21 protein-coding genes, 1 pseudogene and 1 riboswitch are annotated in these 19,882 nt (G+C 56.0%); of the genes and pseudogenes, 16 read left to right on the top strand and 6 right to left on the bottom strand.

Annotated features, from left to right (window positions below; all coding sequences use genetic code 11):
• The 8 genes from FIU93_RS30850 to trbI all read left to right on the top strand — a co-directional run bounded on the left by FIU93_RS30850 (position 1) and on the right by trbI (position 7,914).
• On the top strand, positions 1-2,436 hold the full coding sequence (locus FIU93_RS30850; protein WP_152508052.1) for a conjugal transfer protein TrbE: 2,436 nt from the start codon (positions 1-3) through the stop codon (positions 2,434-2,436).
• Complete coding sequence (gene trbJ, locus FIU93_RS30845) at positions 2,414-3,205, top strand: P-type conjugative transfer protein TrbJ (RefSeq protein WP_040450235.1); 792 nt, start codon at positions 2,414-2,416, stop codon at positions 3,203-3,205. Before FIU93_RS30850 ends, trbJ begins: the two co-directional genes overlap by 23 nt.
• A 2-nt stretch (positions 3,206-3,207) precedes the next feature.
• The gene (locus tag FIU93_RS31555) at positions 3,208-3,384 is read left to right on the top strand and encodes a hypothetical protein (protein ID WP_008188350.1); all 177 of its coding nucleotides are present in this window, start codon (positions 3,208-3,210) and stop codon (positions 3,382-3,384) included.
• A gap of 8 nt (positions 3,385-3,392) precedes the next feature.
• Positions 3,393-4,547 (top strand): P-type conjugative transfer protein TrbL, encoded by a 1,155-nt coding sequence (gene trbL / locus FIU93_RS30840; RefSeq protein WP_008188309.1) that lies wholly within the window; start codon positions 3,393-3,395, stop codon positions 4,545-4,547.
• A gap of 15 nt (positions 4,548-4,562) precedes the next feature.
• A complete protein-coding gene (gene trbF / locus FIU93_RS30835) occupies positions 4,563-5,225 on the top strand; it encodes a conjugal transfer protein TrbF (RefSeq protein WP_008188241.1) in 663 nt (220 codons plus the stop codon).
• A 65-nt stretch (positions 5,226-5,290) separates the two neighbouring features.
• On the top strand, positions 5,291-6,088 hold the full coding sequence (trbG, locus tag FIU93_RS30830; RefSeq protein ID WP_008188355.1) for a P-type conjugative transfer protein TrbG: 798 nt from the start codon (positions 5,291-5,293) through the stop codon (positions 6,086-6,088).
• A 2-nt stretch (positions 6,089-6,090) separates the two neighbouring features.
• Positions 6,091-6,558 carry a conjugal transfer protein TrbH gene (trbH, locus tag FIU93_RS30825; protein WP_040450237.1) on the top strand — a complete coding sequence of 156 codons (468 nt, stop codon included), beginning with the start codon at positions 6,091-6,093 and terminating at the stop codon, positions 6,556-6,558.
• A gap of 12 nt (positions 6,559-6,570) precedes the next feature.
• Positions 6,571-7,914, top strand: a complete 1,344-nt coding sequence (trbI, locus tag FIU93_RS30820) for an IncP-type conjugal transfer protein TrbI (protein WP_008188296.1) — start codon at positions 6,571-6,573, stop codon at positions 7,912-7,914.
• Positions 7,915-8,166: 252 nt separating this feature from the next.
• Here the strand turns inward: trbI and FIU93_RS30815 are convergent, their stop codons facing one another.
• Positions 8,167-8,583 carry a helix-turn-helix domain-containing protein gene (locus tag FIU93_RS30815; protein ID WP_040450239.1) on the bottom strand — a complete coding sequence of 139 codons (417 nt, stop codon included), beginning with the start codon at positions 8,581-8,583 and terminating at the stop codon, positions 8,167-8,169.
• Between the two features lie 96 nt (positions 8,584-8,679).
• Between FIU93_RS30815 and FIU93_RS30810 the strand changes: the two genes are divergently transcribed.
• From FIU93_RS30810 to merA, 4 genes are all read left to right on the top strand, one after another.
• The gene (locus FIU93_RS30810) at positions 8,680-9,045 is read left to right on the top strand and encodes a mercuric transporter MerT family protein (RefSeq protein WP_040450291.1); all 366 of its coding nucleotides are present in this window, start codon (positions 8,680-8,682) and stop codon (positions 9,043-9,045) included.
• 13 nt (positions 9,046-9,058) lie between these two features.
• The gene (locus FIU93_RS30805) at positions 9,059-9,370 is read left to right on the top strand and encodes a hypothetical protein (RefSeq protein ID WP_040450241.1); all 312 of its coding nucleotides are present in this window, start codon (positions 9,059-9,061) and stop codon (positions 9,368-9,370) included.
• A 254-nt stretch (positions 9,371-9,624) separates the two neighbouring features.
• A complete protein-coding gene (gene merF, locus FIU93_RS30800) occupies positions 9,625-9,852 on the top strand; it encodes a mercury resistance system transport protein MerF (RefSeq protein ID WP_077294696.1) in 228 nt (75 codons plus the stop codon).
• Positions 9,845-11,269, top strand: a complete 1,425-nt coding sequence (merA, locus tag FIU93_RS30795; RefSeq protein ID WP_040450293.1) for a mercury(II) reductase — start codon at positions 9,845-9,847, stop codon at positions 11,267-11,269. Before merF ends, merA begins: the two co-directional genes overlap by 8 nt.
• Positions 11,270-11,333: 64 nt before the next feature.
• On the opposite strand, the gene FIU93_RS30790 is transcribed toward merA, so the two are convergent.
• The 4 genes and pseudogenes from FIU93_RS30790 to FIU93_RS30775 all read right to left on the bottom strand — a co-directional run bounded on the left by FIU93_RS30790 (position 11,334) and on the right by FIU93_RS30775 (position 14,665).
• Positions 11,334-13,055 carry a SulP family inorganic anion transporter gene (locus tag FIU93_RS30790; RefSeq protein WP_008188224.1) on the bottom strand — a complete coding sequence of 574 codons (1,722 nt, stop codon included), beginning with the start codon at positions 13,053-13,055 and terminating at the stop codon, positions 11,334-11,336.
• Positions 13,056-13,131: 76 nt separating this feature from the next.
• The gene (locus FIU93_RS30785) at positions 13,132-13,392 is read right to left on the bottom strand and encodes a helix-turn-helix domain-containing protein (protein ID WP_008188226.1); all 261 of its coding nucleotides are present in this window, start codon (positions 13,390-13,392) and stop codon (positions 13,132-13,134) included.
• 314 nt (positions 13,393-13,706) lie between these two features.
• A pseudogene (locus FIU93_RS30780) lies at positions 13,707-14,037 on the bottom strand (YnfA family protein).
• A gap of 49 nt (positions 14,038-14,086) precedes the next feature.
• Positions 14,087-14,665, bottom strand: a complete 579-nt coding sequence (locus FIU93_RS30775) for a recombinase family protein (RefSeq protein WP_008188365.1) — start codon at positions 14,663-14,665, stop codon at positions 14,087-14,089.
• A gap of 371 nt (positions 14,666-15,036) precedes the next feature.
• Positions 15,037-15,264: riboswitch (cobalamin riboswitch) on the top strand.
• A 32-nt stretch (positions 15,265-15,296) separates the two neighbouring features.
• Here FIU93_RS30775 and FIU93_RS30770 point away from each other — a divergent pair.
• The 3 genes from FIU93_RS30770 (at position 15,297) to FIU93_RS30760 (ending at position 16,769) form a co-directional block, all read left to right on the top strand.
• Positions 15,297-15,467 (top strand): CbtB domain-containing protein, encoded by a 171-nt coding sequence (locus tag FIU93_RS30770; protein ID WP_008188341.1) that lies wholly within the window; start codon positions 15,297-15,299, stop codon positions 15,465-15,467.
• Position 15,468: 1 nt separating this feature from the next.
• Positions 15,469-16,167: a CbtA family protein gene (locus FIU93_RS30765; protein ID WP_008188305.1), complete on the top strand. Its 699-nt coding sequence runs from the start codon at positions 15,469-15,471 to the stop codon at positions 16,165-16,167.
• 77 nt (positions 16,168-16,244) lie between these two features.
• Entirely contained in the window at positions 16,245-16,769 is a 525-nt protein-coding gene (locus FIU93_RS30760; RefSeq protein ID WP_008188223.1) for a hypothetical protein, read from the top strand.
• A gap of 2 nt (positions 16,770-16,771) precedes the next feature.
• Here the strand turns inward: FIU93_RS30760 and FIU93_RS30755 are convergent, their stop codons facing one another.
• Positions 16,772-17,098 (bottom strand): DUF1636 family protein, encoded by a 327-nt coding sequence (locus tag FIU93_RS30755; RefSeq protein ID WP_040450295.1) that lies wholly within the window; start codon positions 17,096-17,098, stop codon positions 16,772-16,774.
• A 634-nt stretch (positions 17,099-17,732) separates the two neighbouring features.
• Between FIU93_RS30755 and FIU93_RS30750 the strand changes: the two genes are divergently transcribed.
• Positions 17,733-19,736, top strand: coding sequence for a M23 family metallopeptidase (locus tag FIU93_RS30750; RefSeq protein ID WP_008188367.1), 2,004 nt, complete (start codon positions 17,733-17,735; stop codon positions 19,734-19,736).
• Positions 19,737-19,882 lie beyond the last annotated feature (146 nt).

Here is a 19,882-nt window from a genome sequence, read left to right as displayed (position 1 = left end):
ATGGTTGCCCTCAAAAAATTCCGGCACGTCGCGCCGTCCTTTTCCGACCTGCTCCCGTACGCGGCGCTGGTCGACAACGGCATCGTGCTCCTGAAGGACGGGGGCTTAATGGCCGGCTGGTATTTTGCCGGGCCGGACAGCGAGAGTTCGACCGCATTCGAGCGGAACGAAGTCTCCAGGCAGATCAATTCGGTTCTCTCCCGCCTCGGCAATGGCTGGATGATCCAGATGGAAGCGGTTCGCATTCCCTCGACCGGATATCCGGACAAGGAAAGCTCGCATTTTCCGGACCCAATCACGGCCCTGATCGATGACGAGCGCCGGCAGCGTTTTGAGGCCGGGGAGGGGCATTTCGAAAGCCAGCACGCCCTCATATTGACCTACCGGCCGCCGGAGAAAAACAAGTCCAAGCTGGTGAAGTACATTTATTCCGACGAAGCCAGCCGGAACACGTCTTTTGCCTCCCGGACGCTTGAGTATTTCAAGACGACCATCCGCGAATTCGAACAGTACATGGCGAACGTCGTGTCGATCCGGCGCATGGAAACGCAGGAAGTGCCGGAAAGGGAAGGGGAGAGGCGCGGCCGCTACGATGATCTCTTACAGTTCGCCCGCTTCGGGTTGATCGGCAAAAACCACCCGATCCGGCTCCCTGATATCCCGATGTATCTCGACTATCTGGTGACGGCTGAATTTCATCATGGGCTCAATCCCATCGTGGACGGCCGGTATGTCGGCGTGGTGGCGATCGACGGGTTCCCTGCCGAAAGCTGGCCGGGGATCCTCAATGCCCTCGATCTCATGCCCATCACCTATCGCTGGTCCAGCCGGTTCATTTTCCTCGATCCTGTCGAGGCGCGCTCTGTGCTGGAAAAGACCCGCAAGAAGTGGCTGCAGAAGGTGCGGCCGCTGATGGATCAGCTCTTTAAAACGAACTCCGGATCGCTCGATCAGGACGCCATGGTGATGGTCGAGGAAACCGAGGACGCGATTGCCGAGGCGAACTCGCAGCTCGTCGCCTTCGGCCATTACACGCCTGTCATCGTGCTCTTCGACGTGAACCAGGCGCGGCTTCAGGAGAAATGCGAGGCAGTGCGGCGGCTCGTGCAGAACGAAGGGTTTGGCGGCCGCATAGAAACCCTGAATACCACCGAGGCGTTCCTGGGGAGCCTGCCAGGCGTTTCCTATGCCAACGTTCGCGAGCCTCTGGTGAGCACGCGCAATCTCGCGGACCTCGCTCCTATGAATTCCGTCTGGGCCGGATCGCCGGAAGCACCTTGTCCGTTCTATCCTGTTGGATCTCCGCCGCTTATGCAGGTCGCCTCCGGCTCTTCACCGTTCCGCTTCAATCTTCATGTCGGGGATCTGGGGCACACGCTGATCTTCGGGCCAACCGGTTCGGGTAAATCGACGCTTCTGGCGCTGATCGCAGCTCAGTTCCGGCGCTATGAGAACGCGCAAGTGTTTGTCTTCGACAAGGGCAAGTCGATGTACCCGCTCACGCTTGCCATCGGCGCGGATCACTATGATGTCGGCAAGTCGGACACACTGGCCTTTGCGCCGCTCTCCTCTCTCGAGGACGACACCGACAAGGCGTTCGCTGCCGAGTGGCTGGAAACCCTGATCGAAATGCAGGGCGTGAAGGTTTTGCCGGAGCACCGCAACGCCATCACCACGCAGATCGACTTGATGTCGAAGTCTCAGCGCCGGTCGTTGACCGACTTCGTGTCGGGCGTCCAGAACCGGGAAATCAAGGACGCGCTGCAATATTACACTGTGGACGGCCCGATGGGCGCGCTCCTCGATGCCGAAGCGGACGGCCTGTCCCTCTCCAGGTTCCAGACCTTCGAGATCGAAGAGCTGATGAACATGGGCGACCGGAACCTGATCCCGGTCCTGCTTTATCTCTTCCGCCGGATCGAAAAACGCCTGACTGGGAACCCAAGTCTGCTCATCCTGGACGAGGCCTGGCTGATGCTTGGCCATCCGGTCTTCCGCGACAAGATCCGGGAATGGCTGAAGGTTCTGCGCAAGGCCAATTGCGCGGTGGTCCTGGCAACGCAATCGATCTCGGATGCCGATCGTTCCGGCATCATCGACGTTCTGAAGGAAAGCTGCCCGACCAAAGTTTGCCTGCCCAACGGCGAAGCCCGGGTGTCCGGAACGCGCGAATTCTACGAAAAGCTCGGCTTCAACGAACAGCAGATCGAAATCATCGCCTCGGCGATCCCGAAGCGAGAATACTACGTCACGTCCCCAGACGGTCGCCGGCTGTTCAACATGGCGCTCGGCCCGATCACACTGTCCTTCGTCGGCGCATCAGCTAAGGACGATCTCAAGCGGATCGATGAACTTCACCTCCACTACGGCGACAAATGGCCCACTGAGTGGCTCAAACAAAGAGGAATTGCCAATGCCGAACAGCTCCTTGGCTAGATCGCTCGCCAGCGTTCTTTGTGTGATCGGAATTGCAGGACCGGTCCAGGCTGGTGGCGCGGTCACCGGTGCGACCGAGTTCACCCAGATCCTCAACAACAGCGAGCTTATTGCCCTCGGCGGTCAGAACGCCGAGCAGATTGCCAATCAGGTGCAGCAGATCGGCAACCAGATCCAGATGATCGAAAACCAGATCTCCATCTACGAGAACATGCTGCAGAACACGCTCTCCCTGCCGATGCAGGTTTGGGGCGAGGTTGAACAGAACCTCGGTCAACTGCAGAGCCTGGTCCAAAAGGGTCAAGCCATGGCCTTCTCGATGGGCAACCTGGATGACACGCTGAAGCAGCGGTTCCAGAGCTACGCCGACTTCGCGAAGAACGGCCTTCCGGACGGGCAGTCGTTTTCGACCATGTACCAAGGCTGGTCCGACACCAACCGGGACACGATTTCTTCGACATTGAAAGCGGCCGGATACACCTCGGACCAGTTCGCGACCGAAGAGGACACCATGCGCCAGCTCCGGCAGCATTCTCAGTCGGCCGCGGGCCAAAAGCAGGCCCTGCAGGTGGGTCATGAGATCGCAGCGCAGCAAGTCGAACAGATTCAGAAGCTGCGCGGTCTTGTCTCCCAGCAGATGACCATGATGGGGACCTGGTACCAGTCCGAGCAGACGAAGAGCGACCTCGCTCAGTCAAAAAGGGAAAAGTTCTTCAATTCGACAATCTTGCCTGTCACTGGCGGAAAAGAAATGGAAGTGGATTTTTGATAATGAAACCGATGTATTTTGTAATTTTGGCTGCAATTTTGGTCATTTCCGCTTCGGGAGCCATCTATGTCTCACTAAATCTATCCAGTAGCCTACCCGCTTCAGAAAAATCGACCAGTGAAGCTCCAACCTTGCTGCCCACAACTGGCGGCAAGGAGATGAGTGTCGATTTTAACTGAGGCATGTCATGGCCAAGCAAAGCGCATTTATCCTAACGACCGCAATCTTTCTCCTTGTGATCGTACCCGGCGTTTCACTCGCGCAAGACGGCACAATTCTTACAAGCTTAGAGGATCAAATAAAATCAGCAGCAAAAAGCTGGGAGACAACAATATCGAACGCCGCCCAGTCCCTGTTTTGGATCCTTGCGGGCATTGAATTTGGCATCGCCGCGGTTTGGCTTGCCGTTCAAGCAGCAGCGCTTGAAGCTTGGGTTAGCGAATTGGTTCGGCGCATTATGTTTGTCGGCCTGTTTGCGTTCATTTTGACGAATGGTCCTCAATTCGCACAGGCTGTTGTAGACAGTCTTTTCCAGATTGGAGCCGGCGGCGGCTCAGCCTCACCTGCCAATGTTTTTAATTCAGGCATCAATGTCGCAAGCATCATGTCCAAGAACGTTCAGTTCGGACTGTTGGCCGATAACGGCCTTGCGATAGCTTCGGTCATTGCGATGGTGGTCGTAGTAATCTGTTTTTCGCTTGTCGCCGCAATTTTTGTGGCCGTCATGGTGGAAATGTACGTTGGTCTGTTGGCTGGCATAATCATGCTTGGCCTCGGCGGGCTATCCCACACCAAAGACTTCGCAATCCGTTACCTCGTTTATGCATTCTCGGTTGGAATGAAATTACTGGGGCTCGTGATGATTGCGAGAATTGGCTCTCAAATACTTATCGGCCTCGCAAATTCCGCAAAACCGGATGACGAGTTCATCGCCACACTTACAATTGCCGGGATATCAGTAGTCATTTTCATGGTCGCGATGTACGTCCCGCAGATCCTGCAAGGAGTTGTCCAGGGCGCTTCGGTCAGCAACGGCATGGAGGTCATTCGTCACGGCACGCAGACCAGCACTTTCGCTGCCGGAACCGCCATTGGCAGCGCTCAAATGGCCGCCGGTGCGAAGGTAGCTTACGAAACCGCTAGGAACGATGGATCTTCGAGAGGGCAAGCCGCGGCTCAGGCCGCCATGGCTCCCTTTGCAGCCCTTTCCTCAGCTGCCGCAGACAAGCTCTCTGGCGCCCCTCATGCAGGAAATGCCTCGGCGCTAGGCCTCGCCAATCACAAACTGCGGCAATCCCTACCGAACAAGCCAACTGGCGGATCTTCGCCCAAATCCTCCTGAGCAATAGGCAGTTAGATGGCAAAACACACTCCAATTGGTAATCCCTATCTTGCCGCACGGATGGAATGGAACGAGCGATACGGCTCCTACATCCGTACCGCCCGCGCATGGCAGGGCATCGGTCTTATTTCCCTGGCGATGGCTACAATCGGATTCAGCTTTGCGCTCTACCAGAGCACCCAGGTAAAACTTGTCCCGTATATCGTCGAGGTGGACAAACTCGGCACACCCGCGATCGGCGGGTTCCCGGCTCAGATCGAATATGCCGACGAACGCGTCGTTCGCTCCATGCTCGGAGCCTGGATTGCGACTTTCCGCTCTGTCACGCCGGATACAGTCGTTGCCAAAGGCTACATCGATCGCGTCTATGCGATGCTCCGGCAGACGGACGTCGCCACCCAGAAGGTCAACAATTTCTACCGAACGAACTCCCCATTCGACCGGGCGCAGTCTCGCACCGTGTCCGTCGAGGTGACAAGCATCGTGCCACTCTCCAATCAATCCTATCAGATCGACTGGACCGAGATCGAACGGGACCGGAAGGGCAAGGAGCTTCAAACGAAGCGCTGGCGCGGGGTAGCAAATGTCACGATCTCGCCTCCACAGGACGAATCTATCATCCGGCTCAATCCGATCGGCCTTTATCTCAAGGACTTCGATTGGACCGCTCAACTATAAGCAATCCACGCGCTCAGAAAGTAAGAAGAATGTTTCGGAAAACCAGACGGCACGCGGGCTTATGCTTGTTCGCGGCCGCAGCTGCCATCACCGCCCTGCCTCTTCAAACCTTGGCAGCGGACTACACGGCTAAGGAACTGCGGGCCCTTGGTCTGTCGAGCGACTGGCGTAACGGCCGCGGCGTCATCACCAAAGGTCCGGACGGCAAGGTGATCTATCTCTATGGCCAGGTCCAGCCAACCGTTGTCTGCGCTCCCCTGCAGGTCTGCGATATCGAATTGCAGCCCGGGGAAGCTGTTCGCAATGTCATGGTCGGAGATACGGTTCGATGGAAGGTGGATCCTGCAACATCCGGAGGCCCAACCGGAAACTCGGTTCACCTGATCATCAAGCCGACAGAACCGGGGCTCGTCACATCGATGGTGGTGACGACGTCGAGGCGCACCTATCAGATCAAACTTCAAAGCGACATTCACCGTTACATGGCCCGGGTAGGCTTCGATTACCCGGAAGATATCCAGGCCAAGTTCGAGGCGGCTAATCGACAGCTCGAAGCCAACACCATTCCGGGTGCAGGCGTCCCCGCCGAAAACCTGGACTTCAAATTCCGTGTTCATGGTCAAGCCCGCTGGCGGCCGACACGTGTCTATTCGGACGGTCTCAAGACCTACATCCAGTTTCCGAGTGGAATGGCGTCCGGTGATGCCCCGGTTCTCTATGTCACCGCTGGTGGACAGAACCAGATCGTCAATTATCGACTGAAGGGCAGCCTCATGATCGTGGACTACATGATCGACCAAGCGGTGCTCGTTTCTGGTGTTGGCTACAGCCAGCAAAAAATTCGTATCAACAGAGGAGGGTGACCATGTCGCACACGCGCCGCTCAATTCTAAAGGCCATTGGCATTTCTGTTCTGGCAACGCCGATGGCTGGCTGTATGACGTCGGAAAGTGGTTGGTTCAACCCAACAACAAGCATTGATGCCGCCAACCTGTCACCTTCAGCTGCGAGCATCGTCGCCGGCGATATGGTTGCGAAACTCTCCGAGCATGTCGGGGCAGGAACAGGAACGATTTCCCTCAAGGCTGACAATTCAGAGTTCGCCCTGGCTCTGGAAAGCTCTCTGCGCGGATGGGGGTATGCAGTCGCCGAAGCGGATCAACAGCCATTAGGCGATACCATCATTCCCCTGGCCTACACGATCGATTCCGATGCAGGGCAAATCTTCGCTCGTCTCACCACGCCAACTGTCGAATTGGCACGGACCTATCAGGCAACGCCAACCGGAGCATCACCGACGAGCCCGGTTTCCGTTTTGACCAGAACTGTCTAGAGGCGTGCACTCATGAGCAATACGGAATCGAACGTGCATCTGGCGGGTGGCGATATCCGGCCCGATGACGAAGCCCCCAAGATCCGGCGCCTGAACAAACTTCCCATTTTCTTGTTCGTCGGGCTTGTCGTCGTGTTCGGCGTCGTGATCATCATCGGCCTTGCCAACCGTGGCATCAACTCAGGGGATAGTGTCGCCGGAGACGAAGGCGGCGCGCCGGCGAGTGGCTTTGCGGATCAGCTCAAAGCCGGCATCAGCAACGGCGTCATTGATCCTCCCAGCCAGCTTATTGCAGCGGTCCAACCAGAGCCGGTGAGAGCCGCGGTCCCGGAGAAGGTTCAAAAGCAGAGACCTTTCGGGAACCCGTTTCAACCGGAACCAGGCAAACCCGACGAGGTCTCGGCTCCGCAGCAATCCGAACCGGATTGGCGTGCTCAACTGGACCAGCGTTTTGAGGAACAACAACTGCAGGAGATGCATCGGCAACGGATGAAGCGGCTTCAATCAATCGATGCCGCCCATGACAGCCCCACCACCGTGAACCTCGGCGACCTGCAAGGCCAGGGGGAGGGGGCTCAAACCACCCAGGGCAATCAAACGGTCAACGGCACCTTTACACGAGGTCCAACATCACCAGATCTCCTGTCAGCTGCCCTGCAGGCGGCTCAAGGCGGGACTGCCAATGCCGATCCCAACGGACAATACGGCAAACAAGCCTTTTTCAACCAGGACATTACCGAAGCTGGATATCTCGCGAACCGAGTTGTCCCGCAGCAATCGCCTTATGAACTGAAGCGTGGATCCGTGATCCCGGCAACGCTCATCACCGGCATCAATTCAGACCTCCCTGGCCGGATCACTGGCCAGGTCAGGCAGAACGTCTATGACAGCGCCACCGGCCATCTGCTTCTGATCCCTCAGGGAACCAAGCTGTTCGGTCGGTACGATTCCGATGTGTCGTTCGGTCAGAACCGGGTTCTGGTCGTCTGGACAGATATTATTTTCCCAAACGGTGCCACCTTACAGATCAGCTCCATGGGGGGCGTCGATGGTGAAGGTTATGGCGGTTTCAAGGACAAGGTGAACAACCATTACCTTCGGACTTTTGGTTCCGCGGCACTCCTCGCGATTATCGGAACAGGGATCGACATGGCAGTTCCGGAAAGTTCCACGCTTGCCACCCAGGACACGGCATCCGACGCCGTCCGCCGTAACTTCGCGGAAGTGTTCGGCCGGGTCGTGGAGCGGAGCATCAACAAGAACCTCGATGTCCAGCCGACAGTGCAGATCCGGCCGGGATACAATTTCAATATTCTGGTCGATCAGGACATCATCTTTCCGGGATCGTATGGCTGACTATGCTGGAATACAGGAAGGCAATTGAATTAGGGGCCAGAATAAGATTTGCCAAAAATCCTGCGCTTAGTTGGAACGAACATCGAGCAATCGATTTGACCAGTCTGATTTTCACCACCTGCTACAGCGACAGTCTTTATTAAAGAAGAAATTCGCACAGGCTTATTTGAGCACCGCGTTTGTCAGGTGCAATCAGCCGGCACAGCCCCCGGGGCGAGCAACTTAGCGGCACAGCCAACCATCCAACAGTTACTACGCTTCAAAGAGCGTTTGGATAATCGGACAGTTCGGGACATCTCCCTTCGCGCACTCAGACGCCATATTAATAAGAGCCATTTCCAGCTTCTTCAGGTGCTGAATCTTTTCCCTCACAGAACTCAGGTGATCCATTGTCATGGCATGCACCTCACCGCAACTGATGCCTTTCTGGTCGACCATTTTCAGCATCTCGCGAATCTCGTCGATACTGAAACCGAGTTCCCGGCTCCGCTTGATAAACGACAAACGTTGAAGGTGGTCGTGGGTGTATTGCCGGTTGCCTCCGGCAGTCCGGCCAGGTTTGGGCAGCAACTCGATGCGTTCATAGTAACGGATCGTCTCGATATTGACGCCGGTTTCGCGGGACATTGCCCCAATCGGATAACCTCGCGCGTTCGTGATCCCTGACATGAGAGAAACCCCTTGCATCTGTAGTGACTACAGACAGTAAGCCTTCCCCTTAGTCAGATCAATGAGGGTGTCGGAATGACGACGGACATACATCCAGTGACCAAAAGAGAAACAGACCTTGGTGCGAAGGCCGCTACCGCAGGCGGCATACTTGGCGCACTTGCAATGACGTCCTGCTGTATTCTGCCTCTGGTTCTTTTCAGCCTCGGGGCCACAGGCGCCTGGATCGGTCAGCTTGGTGCGCTCACGCAGTACAAATGGATCTTTTTCGCGTTTGCCGGAGGCGCACTCGGTTACGGGTTCTTGAAGGTTTACAGGCCGACGCCGCAGGCCTGCGATGATGGGAGTTGCGAACGTCCCCTGCAAAAGCGGTTCATGAAAAGAGCACTTTGGAGCGCAACTTTCGTTGTCGCGCTCTCCTTGGCCTTCCCGTACCTCGCTCCGCCGCTGCTCGGCTACTGAGAAAGGATCCTCCATGAAAAAGACGTTTATGACACTTGCCGTTTTGTTCCTGGCGACCGGAGCAACACACGCAGAAGAACGAAAAGCGCGAATCGAGGTCACTGGCCTTTGGTGCCCGTCTTGTTCCTACATCGTCGGCGAGGCGCTGCAGAAATCCGAGAGCGTCGCGATATTGAATTTCCAAGAACACGAAGATGGCCGGTCCGGTGTCTACACAATCACGTTCGACGATGCTGTGACGGATTTGGGGGAGATCGTCGCACAACCTGCTGCATACGGGTACACGGCGGTATTGCTGGACGATGGAACGAACTCCGGAAGCTGACCTGTGAGTGACAAACTCCTGGGAATGATGCTGGCGACGGCGGTTGCCGCTCCCGTCATGATTGTCTGCTGCGGTGGCGGTCTGGCGTTCGTCGGTTCCGCGGCAACCGGATAGATTGCCCACTTGTCCGGTTCCGGTGTCGTGTTGTCGGTGCTGACTGCCGCAATCGCAGGTTTTCTCGATTATTTCCTGCGCCAAAGGTCGCGACTGTCGGCCGGGGAAGGCTACGGAGAAGACAATAGGAAAAATATGGAATGAACAACAAGCTCCTGGCGACAGGGGTAATAGGTACAGTGATCGCTGCGCTTTGCTGCTTCACACCGGTTCTCGTCGTATTGTTCGGTGCCGTTGGGCTGTCAGCCTTCGTTGGCCTTCTTGACTACGTCCTGTTGCCCGCTCTCCTCGCCTTTGTACTTCTCACACTCTATGCGCTTGTTCGCAATGCACGACGCCAACGCAACGAAGGAAACCGGAATGTCTGACTGTTGTTCGAAGAGGAACGGATCCTACCACCTGGCTGTGGTCGGCGCGGGCTCAGCCGGGTTCTCGGCCGCGATCACGGCGGCCGAGGAAGGTGCACGGGTTGCCCTGATCGGTCACGGCGTCATAGGAGGAACTTGCGTCAATGTCGGTTGCGTGCCGTCGAAGGCGATGATCCGGGCTATGGAGATCATGCACGCGCCAAAAGCCGCTCGAAGATTTGACGGGATAGAGGCGACGGCGCAGATCACGGATTGGGCCGCCGTAATCCGCCAGAAACAGGCGCTGGTCGATGACCTGCGAGCTGCAAAATATATCGACGTCCTGCCCCAACACAACAACATCGCCTATCTGGAAGGTGAGGCTCGTTTCATTGCCGGCGGGCAGCTGACCTTGGAAGGAGAGGTCATCAAAGCTGAGAAGATCCTCCTTGCCACGGGATCCCGGCCGCAGGTGCCTGACATTCCCGGAATGGCCCAGGTACGCCCTCACGACAGCACATCAATTCTTGATGTTCAGAAGCGCCCGGAATCTTTGATTGTCATGGGAGGCGGATACATCGGTGTCGAATTGGCGCAAGTTTTTGCCCGTGCGGGTACGCGCGTCACCATTGTGAGCCGCCGAGGATTGCTGCCGGAGGCGGAACCGGAAATCGGTGATGCGCTGACGCGGGCGTTTGAAGACGAAGGCATTGTCGTCCAAACCATCAAGAGCTACACAGAAGTTCTGATGCGTGACGGCCGCATTGCACTGAGGGTCGAAACCGAAGATGGAACCGGAATCCTGGAAGCGGAGGACCTTCTGCTTGCGACAGGTCGTACGCCCAACACGCAAAATCTTGCGTTGGACCTGGCCGGAATCGCCACCGACCAGCGTGGCGCGATCCTTGTCGATGACCGGATGCGTACCAGCCAGAAAAACATCTACGCCGCCGGCGATGTAACCGGACGTGATCAGTTTGTCTATATGGCAGCCTACGGTGCCAAACTGGCCGCGAAAAACGCGATGAACGGCGATAGCCTTGCCTATGACAACTCTATCATGCCGGCAATCGTCTTCTCCGATCCCCAAGTTGCCAGCGTCGGCCTCACCGAGGCCGCCGCGAAGGCTGCCGGCCACACTGTTCGCACTTCAGTCTTGTCGCTCGAACACGTACCCCGGGCACTCGCTGCCCGGGACACGCGCGGGCTCATCAAACTTGTCGCGGACGGAAACACCAAGCGGTTGCTCGGGGCACATATACTTGCTCCGGAAGGTGCCGACAGTATCCAGACCGCGGCGATGGCGCTCAAGGCGGGAATGACTTACGAAGAGCTCGGCGCGATGATCTTCCCATACCTGACAACGGTTGAAGGGTTGAAGCTTGCTGCGCAGACTTTCGAAAAGGATGTTGCGGCTCTCAGTTGCTGTGCAGGGTGATAGGGGGCAGTTTTGAGCTTCCAGCAGGTAGAAGCTGTATCCCCTTCCAATGCCGTAACCGATATTACGCGACACCCCGCCGTTCTTCCGGGCGTTCCGCGATGGACTTGAGAGCGTCATCGATGCTGGCGGAATAGTGTACCAGAGGGCGTTTCAGGCCGTGGGTGACGAAAACTCGCAGGATGTCGCGGCTCGCGCCTGTGAGCCAGAACGCAACGCCGCGATTGTGTGCCTTGTGAGCAAGACCCTCGATCATATTGGCTCCGGTTGAATCAAGGAATGGTACCGACGAGAAGTCGACAATCAGTGCCTTGTGGCTGTCCTGGATACGATCAAGAACCGAGCCGATAGAAGCGGTTGCGCCGAAGAAAAGCGCGCCTGTGATGCGGTAGACCACGACCTCCGGATTGGCCAAAACCTCTTCATCATAGTTTCCACGTGGATGGGCGTCATCCGCCTCGTCGCGGCTCACGAAGGGCGTATGAGTGGCGACAGCAGTGGTCTTGCTCATCCTCTGAATGAACAGGACCGAACCCAGCGCGAAGCCAACGACGATAGCTTCGGTCAAGTCACGGAAAATAGTCAGGAAGAAGGTCGAGGCGAGCACCGTCGCTTCTCCCCAGCCCGATCGAACAAGGATAGCAATCGCGGGCTTCTCAATCATATTCCAGGCGACGACGGCGAGTACGCCCGCAAGGGCTGCGAGAGGAATGTAGGCGGCAAGCGGCGCGGCGATCAACATGAAGAGCAGCAAGAACACCGCGTGCAGCATGCCCGAAATCGGCCCATGCGCGCCCGAGCGAACGTTGGTCGCGGTGCGGGCAATGGTGCCGGTTACGCAAAAACCGCCAAAGAGGGAAGAGCCTATATTGGCAGCCCCTTGCGCCACAAGCTCGCAGTTCGACCGGTGCCGCCGCCCGGTCATGCCATCGGCGACGACCGCGGACAAGAGCGACTCGATCGCGCCCAGAAGCGTGAATGAGATTGCTGCGGGCAAAACCGCCATGATCTTGTCGATCGACAACTCCGGCAGACTGGGGGCTGGCAGAATTGAGGGGATGCCGCCGAACTTGGTTCCGATGGTCTGCACTGGCAGGTCCAGGAGTGCCGTCGCCAGGGCAGCGACGCTGACCGCGATCAGCATGCCCGGCCAATGCGGCCGCCACCTGCGAAACCCGAGGATGATCGCGACTGTCGCCGCCGAGACGAGGAACGCAGATGGTGTAACGCTGTCGCGCGCTTCCCACAGGGCAACGAGCTTTTCCAGTAATTCACCCGGCTCATGGTCAAGCGACAGGCCGAAGAGTTCCTTGATCTGGCTGGCGAAGATGATGATCGCGATTCCGGCGGTGAAGCCCACTGTCACCGGAAAGGGAATGAACTTGATGAATGTGCCGAGACGCAGAAAGCCTGCTGCGGTCAGCATCAGGCCCGAAAGGAAAGTCGCTAGGATCAGTCCGTCCATCCCGTGCTGCGAAACAGTGGCCGCGACAAGGACGATAAATGCGCCTGCGGGCCCGCCGATCTGGAACCGTGATCCACCAAGGAGAGAGACGAGGAAGCCGCCGACAATGGCGGTGTAGAGCCCTTGCGCCGGGGTCGCGCCAGAGGCTATGGCGATGGCCATGGAAAGTGGCAGAGCCACGATGGCAACAGTCAACCCGGCGATGGCGTCAGAGCGCAATTGTGGCAGCGCGTAACCCTCGCGCAGCACAGTCACGAGTTTTGGTGTGTAGAGTTCGGCAAAACTTGGCGTATCGCCGGTCGGTCTGGTCTGTTCTTTCATTTGGAGCCGCACCTTGGATGGGTTGCGGCGGGATCGTCGGCATGTCGTCGGCGGTCGCCGTCGCGAGTTCTGGGGGTTAGGGTTTCGGGAGTGGAGATTTCAAGCGAACACCGCGCCCGCCTGCCGTGCTTGGAGCGCCTTCGCCGATCAGTTCGACACCGGCGAGTTCCAGCGCCTCGATGACCTTTGTCAAGCTGTCGACCACACCGCGCACATTGCCGGCGCTAGCCTCCATACGTTGGATCGTCGGAACAGAAAGATCGGCAAGTTCGGCCAGGGTTTTCTGGTCGATGCCGAGAAGCGCGCGCGCTGCACGCATTTGCTGGCTAGTGATCATGGGGTAAGTCTCGAATATGACATAAACGATCTAAAGCATCATTATTGATATTTCAAGCATCAAAATTCAGACTCTATACCAAGCTTTTGGACGCCTTGGATTGCTGATCAGCTCATCCGCCCCGCTCCAAGTGCCTGTGTCCTACGCGGCTATGTTCGACGTCGCCGCCAGTCTCACGCACACGTCGTCCATCATCTCCGTCAGCACAGGAGATGCTTTTTGGTGTACGCATAACAAAACCAGCATCGGCATTGTTACAGGCGGCGCTGTTTTATGGATTGAAACCGCGGGGCAATCCCAATAGAGCGACAAGATTAGGCCCGAGAATGAGGCGCGGCAACTATGATCGCAGCCCCGACGAGACAGATAGTTGCCCCTAAGAGGTCCCAGCGGTCGGGGTGGACGCCCTCGACCAGCCAGAGCCATATGAGAGAACTCGCAATGTAGATACCCCCATAGGCCGCATATGCACGACCTGCGGCCGCGCTATCTACCAAAGCGAGCAAATATGCAAATAGACTCAGCACGGCGAGACCCGGAACGATCCACCAGATTGATTTGTCGAGCCGCAGCCAAGCCCAAAATGCAAAACATCCTGCTATTTCAAAAAACGGCTGCGCCGACATATGCCGCAAAAGTTTGCATTCTTGATAGCCCTCGTTTCGAAGAATGGAAATCCGATCCTGCTTCTTGCTCAACGGAATTCGTCACGCACCCGCATGATTGTTTGACGGCTGGTACCAAATGCACGGGCTATGGCGGAAATGCTTTTGCCGGAACTCAGCGCAACCCGCACCTCTTGCTTTTGGCTGTCTGTCAGGCTTGGCCGCCGACCCAGAACTTTCCCTTCGGACTTGGCACGTCTTAGGCCTGACTGCGTTCGCTCGATGAGCAAATCCCGCTCGAACTGGGCAACGGCATTGAGCACGTTCATGGACATCGTGCCGGCGGAACTCGCCAGGTCGACACCGCCAAGTGCAAGACAGTATACCCGTACTCCTTCGTCGGCCAATGCCTTTACTGTTGAACTGACGTCTATCGCATCCCGGCCGAGGCGATCGAGTTTCGTCACGATGAGAATGTCGCCCGGCTCTAAACGGTCCACCAGCCGAGCGAATTCCGGACGCTGCGTTATCGGCACACTGCCGGAAATAGTCTCGGTCACAATCCGGCGGTCGTCGACCTGGAACCCCGCCGCCCGGATTTCTTCTAACTGGTTTTGCGTCGTCTGTCCGGTCGTTGACACGCGGGTATAGGCAAAGGTGCGTGACATAGCGTCATTCCTGTCCGAAAAGGCTGTTCAAATTAGTTAGCTGTCCAGAATGATGTCAAGGTAATTTGTGGACAGGGTGTTTTGCCCCTGTACGCAATCGGACGTTTTCGGACACAGACATGGGTCATCGGCAGTCATAGTATGGAGTGAAAGATGGCCCGGCGGTTGCTTTTCAAGGACCAGGGACGGCAGGAATTTTTCGATATCCCGACAGAGAAAACAGTCTGATCCATCATTATTCCCCGTCGCCTGTCGACCGGCTTGAAATCGAGCTTCGGCACCGACAGTGTGCAAGTTCCCAGGCATTGAATGTCATCGCGAACGCATCAATTACGTGTCGGATTTGTGCTTTCGCGATCAAAAAAAATGCGCCATAATAAAACCTGTTTGGTTTTCCATTCGGCACAAAGTGCTGGGAAACGAACAGGGAATTCGGATATGGCGGACCCATGCAGGGCGTCAGGAGCCGAAGCCGCCCCCGCGACTGTATGCGGAGAGTGCTGACCGGACATGCCACTTGCAACGAATGTTGTGGGGAAGGCCCGGCAAAGCGCCACGACCCGCGAGCCAGGAGACCTGCCAGACATTCACTGAAAACCCTTCTGTCGGGTGTGACAGCAAAGAGGATAAAATGACGACACAATCTGCAAAAACCACCGTTTCCGCGACGAAAATCGTATCGCTTGCTTTTGCTGCGGTACTGGGTGTCGCGATTATTTCGATCACGGGTCACGTGCAGGCGAGCGCTTTGCACGACGCAGCACACGATGTGCGCCACGCGACCGGATTCCCGTGTCACTAAAATGCTGACTCGCCTCTTGGTCAGCGGCTTGTTCGCTGGTGCTGCGGCGGGGCTTATCGCGGCCCTGCTACAGCTTATTTTTGTTCAGCCAGTCCTTCTCCATGCGGAGCTTTATGAATCGGGGGAATTGGTCCATTTCGGAACCGAGGCAGTCAGCGCTCAACAAGAGCTGGGCGGGATCGATCCTTTGCGCGATGGCCTGAGCGTCATCTTCACGATGCTCACCTATACCGGTTATGCCTTCATTCTGCTCGCCGGCATGGCAATTGCCGAAATGCGCGGTGCGGTTATAACGGGTCGCAACGGCCTGCTTTGGGGTGTTGCAGGGTTCGTCGCGTTCCACTTCGCGCCCGGATTCAGCCTAGCTCCCGAAGTGCCCGGCGTCGCGGCGGCGGATGTTTTTGCCCGGCAGATCTGGTGGTGGGCGACCGTCCTTACCGCAGGCGCCGGATTGTGGCTGATCGCATTCGGCCGCAATTGGATGGCTTGGGGCGCAGCAGCAATGCTGCTGCTGGCACCACACGTGATCGGCGCGCCAGAGCCGGACACCTTCACCGGCCCAGTTCCGACCGAGATCGGGGCAATGTTTGCCAGCCGTGCCTTTGGCGTCGGAATGGCAGCCTGGCTTCTGCTTGGTTGTTTTGCAGGTTTTTTCTGGCAGCGCGAGGGGGCGAGGGTCGGCGCAACGCAGGCGGCCTGATCCGGAATCTAAATCATAACCGACCGGGCGAAACATCTCGTTTTGCCCGGTTTCTTTTTAAGGAAACCTGAAACCCCATGGAACGCTCTCTCGCACTCTTCGCCATCGGGCTGGTCTTTGGCGGAGGCATCGGCTTTGTTGTTGCCGCAAGCAATGGTGTCGCTCTTGACGGTCATGACCACTCATCAGCCAGCGATCACCAGATGCAGACCGCATCAGTGGAGCTCAAAACTAATCATTCCGGCCAAACCGCTGGCCACAACCACAACAGGACTACCTCTGTACCTGGCGGTCCCGATGCACCGTCCTTGAAAATCAGTGTCTCGAAGGATCCGGTTAGCGGCTACAATCTTCATATCATGACGGAAAATTTCAGCTTTGCTCCGGAGCGGGCAGGCTCGGATCATGTGTTGGGCGAGGGCCATGCCCACGTATATGTAAATGGCGTGAAGGTCGCGCGGCACTACAGTGCATGGCTCCACCTGCCGACTCTTCCAAAAGGTGATGCGACGGTTGAGGTTACGCTCAATTCCAACGATCACCGCATGCTCGCTGTCGAGACGGAACCGCTTAAGGCTACGGTGACTGTGAACGTGGAATAGGCTTATAGCGCCGGAATGCGCGCTCTGAGGCAGAAACGGAGACGTCCACATGGTCGGGCGTCTTCGATCCAGCCTTTGTCCGTTGCCAGAAAATTTCGGGCCGTCGAGATGATGTCAGCAATGTCGTCTGGAAAGATGAGGCCTGAAAAAAGGTATGCCGCTCTACCAACCCCCTGAAACGCCACCGCAATCGGTTGTTCACAGGCCCCCATGCATTCAATCTGTGTAACCTCAATCGCCATTCCTGATTCGTTCAACGATCGACGCAATGCATCAAGATCTGGCGAAGGGTCGCATTTGCATGTACTGCAAACGATAATACGGTTCATTCGGTCACCTTTGACAGGAGCGGTGGCACAGCATAGCGAAAACGTACAAAGCAATACATTATTCGTCATGCGAGTTAGATCGTACTGTGTTTAACAATTTCATTCCGACAATTGCGAAATCGCTTGAACCTAAAGTGGCTAGAGGGTGTAAACAACTCACCAGTTTGGAAACCCGACTCAGGAACTTCTTATGGCCCAATCGCAATCTCGTGAATTCCTGGCAACAGGTAACGGCTATAGGTTTGCCCATTCTGCTGGACCGCGACGGGCCTGCGCGCGCTTACTGGCTAGTGTTCTGTGCCCCGACCAATGTAGCTAAAGAGGCCGGCAACGACCCAAAAGCTACGCGAACTCAGATCCCAGAATGCATTATAGCAGCGAGTATTAATCAGGACCGCGCCGATGCCGAAGTTTTAGACGTAACCCAGACACCCACGTTTTTCGTTAACGGCCGTCACCTTAGTTCGTTTGGCGAGGCAGAACTGCGAGCTTTGGTGAACGAAGAGGTAGCCTCTTCGCGGATGTAACCAACAACAAACGGGATATGTTCGAATGGTGATGGCAATCAAATGACACCGCGCTGCACGAACGAATTCGATCCACAAATTGGTTGCTTAACTTCCGAAAGATAGCAATGCACTTTGACGCTACCCAAAACCCCCAGTCCTCAAAAATCGAGCTCGGTCAAGAACCGCCGCTGCTTGGTTACGAAGGGGTGTATGGCATGTCGGACCGACGAGGGGTTTCACTGCGCTGGTTCGCTGGTTCAGCACTCACTGGCGTCACATCCCTGTTCTTGATGGGCGGCGCGCTATTCGCTGCCTTTGATGGCCAATACGAAGTTGAAAGGGCGAAATCCTCGAGTGCTTTATTGAATGAGTTGTCGATCTCGAACAACGGTTACAGCAAAGAAGACAGGTTTCTGCGATCGGCGACTGAATATTCCAGCAAGCAATTAATAGATGTGAATATTGTCTCCCGTGAGGGCGACAGAGACAACATTCGCGCTCAACCACATATTTTCATCAGCGCTACGCTTGCTACCAAGAAAGACCCGTCGCTTGCATCTCAAATTCCGGCCTTCAGTACGCTGAACATATTTTCTAGGAGTGCGGAGAAAGAAGCGACAGGGGCAACCGAGGGAGTTGCAACTTCTCTTCTTGCCGACTCGCTGTACGGTGTGAAATTGGCCAATGATGTCAGTATAAGCCTTACACCATTTCCATCATCGAACACGGATTTCGATTTGGACAAGACGTTGTCAGAATCGGAAATTGAATTGAAAGTTCGCAAATTTATCCGGACCCGTTCGGTGGATGCAACTAACATGGATTATGAAGCAGTGATTGATCCTGGGCGTTTCGACTTCAATTTGGCGCTTCAGCCAGATTTGGAGCGCTATGCGGTTCGGATAACGCCGGAAAACGTTTCTTTCGTGTCAAAACGCGATGACGATATTCGGTTAGCCGGAATGGATGAAAGCATTGTGCCAGTGGCTCAGGGGCAAAACCTTACGGGGACCCTCCTAAATCAGCAGGTTCCAGAAGTAGAAGCTGCATCGATCACACTTGCGTTTCAGCGATTGTATGGAATCTCCAAACTTGAAGACGGACAACGACTCCGAATAGCGTACGCGCCCTCACAGGACGATCCGGAGCGAAAGCTGCCCGTGCGTATCAGTCTGTATAGCGATACGAAACACGAAGCGACCGTTGCCCAATCAGACGGCGGCGATTACATCAAAGCCCGGCCGCCTAGCACCTTTCCAGCAGCAGCCTTTGCTGACGCGGATCGTGTCTCCCACAGCGGGCCAACGCCAGCGCTATACGATAGTCTTTATCAAACTGCACTTGAGCAAGACATACCAAAAAACGTTGTAAATGAACTTGTTCGCATGTTGTCCTTTAGCATCGATTTCAAGGCCTCCATTAGGCCTGGTGCTACCATAGAGCTGCTATACTCCAGAGATGACCGTAACTTCGGATCTAAGATCCACTTTGCTGCGCTGAGCAATGGCAAGACAACGCTGGAATTTTACCGTTTCCGGACGCCTGACGATGGAGCTACTGACTTTTATGATGCGTTCGGCCAAAGCGCAAAAAAGTTCCTGCTCAGGAAACCGATTGATGGTGGCAAGTTCCGATCCGGCTTCGGCATGCGTCGGCATCCCGTCTACAAATATTCAAGAATGCATAAGGGAGTGGACTGGTCTGCTCCGCGCGGGACACCGATCATGGCTGCTGGAGATGGTACCGTGATAAAGGCAGGTTGGAGTTCCGGCTATGGGAAGCGAACTGAACTTCGACACACCAATGGGTACACGACCACCTACAATCATCAGACCGGATTTGCCAAAGGCATAAAGGAAGGTGTTCGCGTCAAACAGGGACAAATCATAGGTTATGTTGGCTCGACTGGACTTTCAACAGGACCTCACCTTCACTTCGAGATGCTAGCTAATGGCCAACCTTTGGATCCAATGCGAGCCAGACTTCCAGAAGGACGCGTGCTCGATAGAGAAATGCGCGAAAGATTTGAGTCCGAACGCAGTGCAATCGACAACTTATTACGTGACGCCCGTAGGCCTCGAATTTTGCAACATGACTACAATGAGGAAGCGTTCAATCAAGCAATCTGATGTTGAACTACAAAGAGGTCTATCTTAGAGGTTTTTCGATCCTTTTAATTGCACTAAGGCCACCGCAAGTGTGCGTTACCATTAGGATCCGTGCCGCCGGTAACGCCAACAGTACTGCAACACGTTTACTGAGTGCTTGTTAGCTA

The sequence above is a fragment of the Labrenzia sp. THAF35 genome (assembly GCF_009363595.1).
GTDB lineage: Bacteria > Pseudomonadota > Alphaproteobacteria > Rhizobiales > Stappiaceae > Roseibium > Roseibium algicola.
Note: the sequence above shows the minus strand (reverse complement) of the source record. Positions and strands in the feature narration are given on the sequence as shown.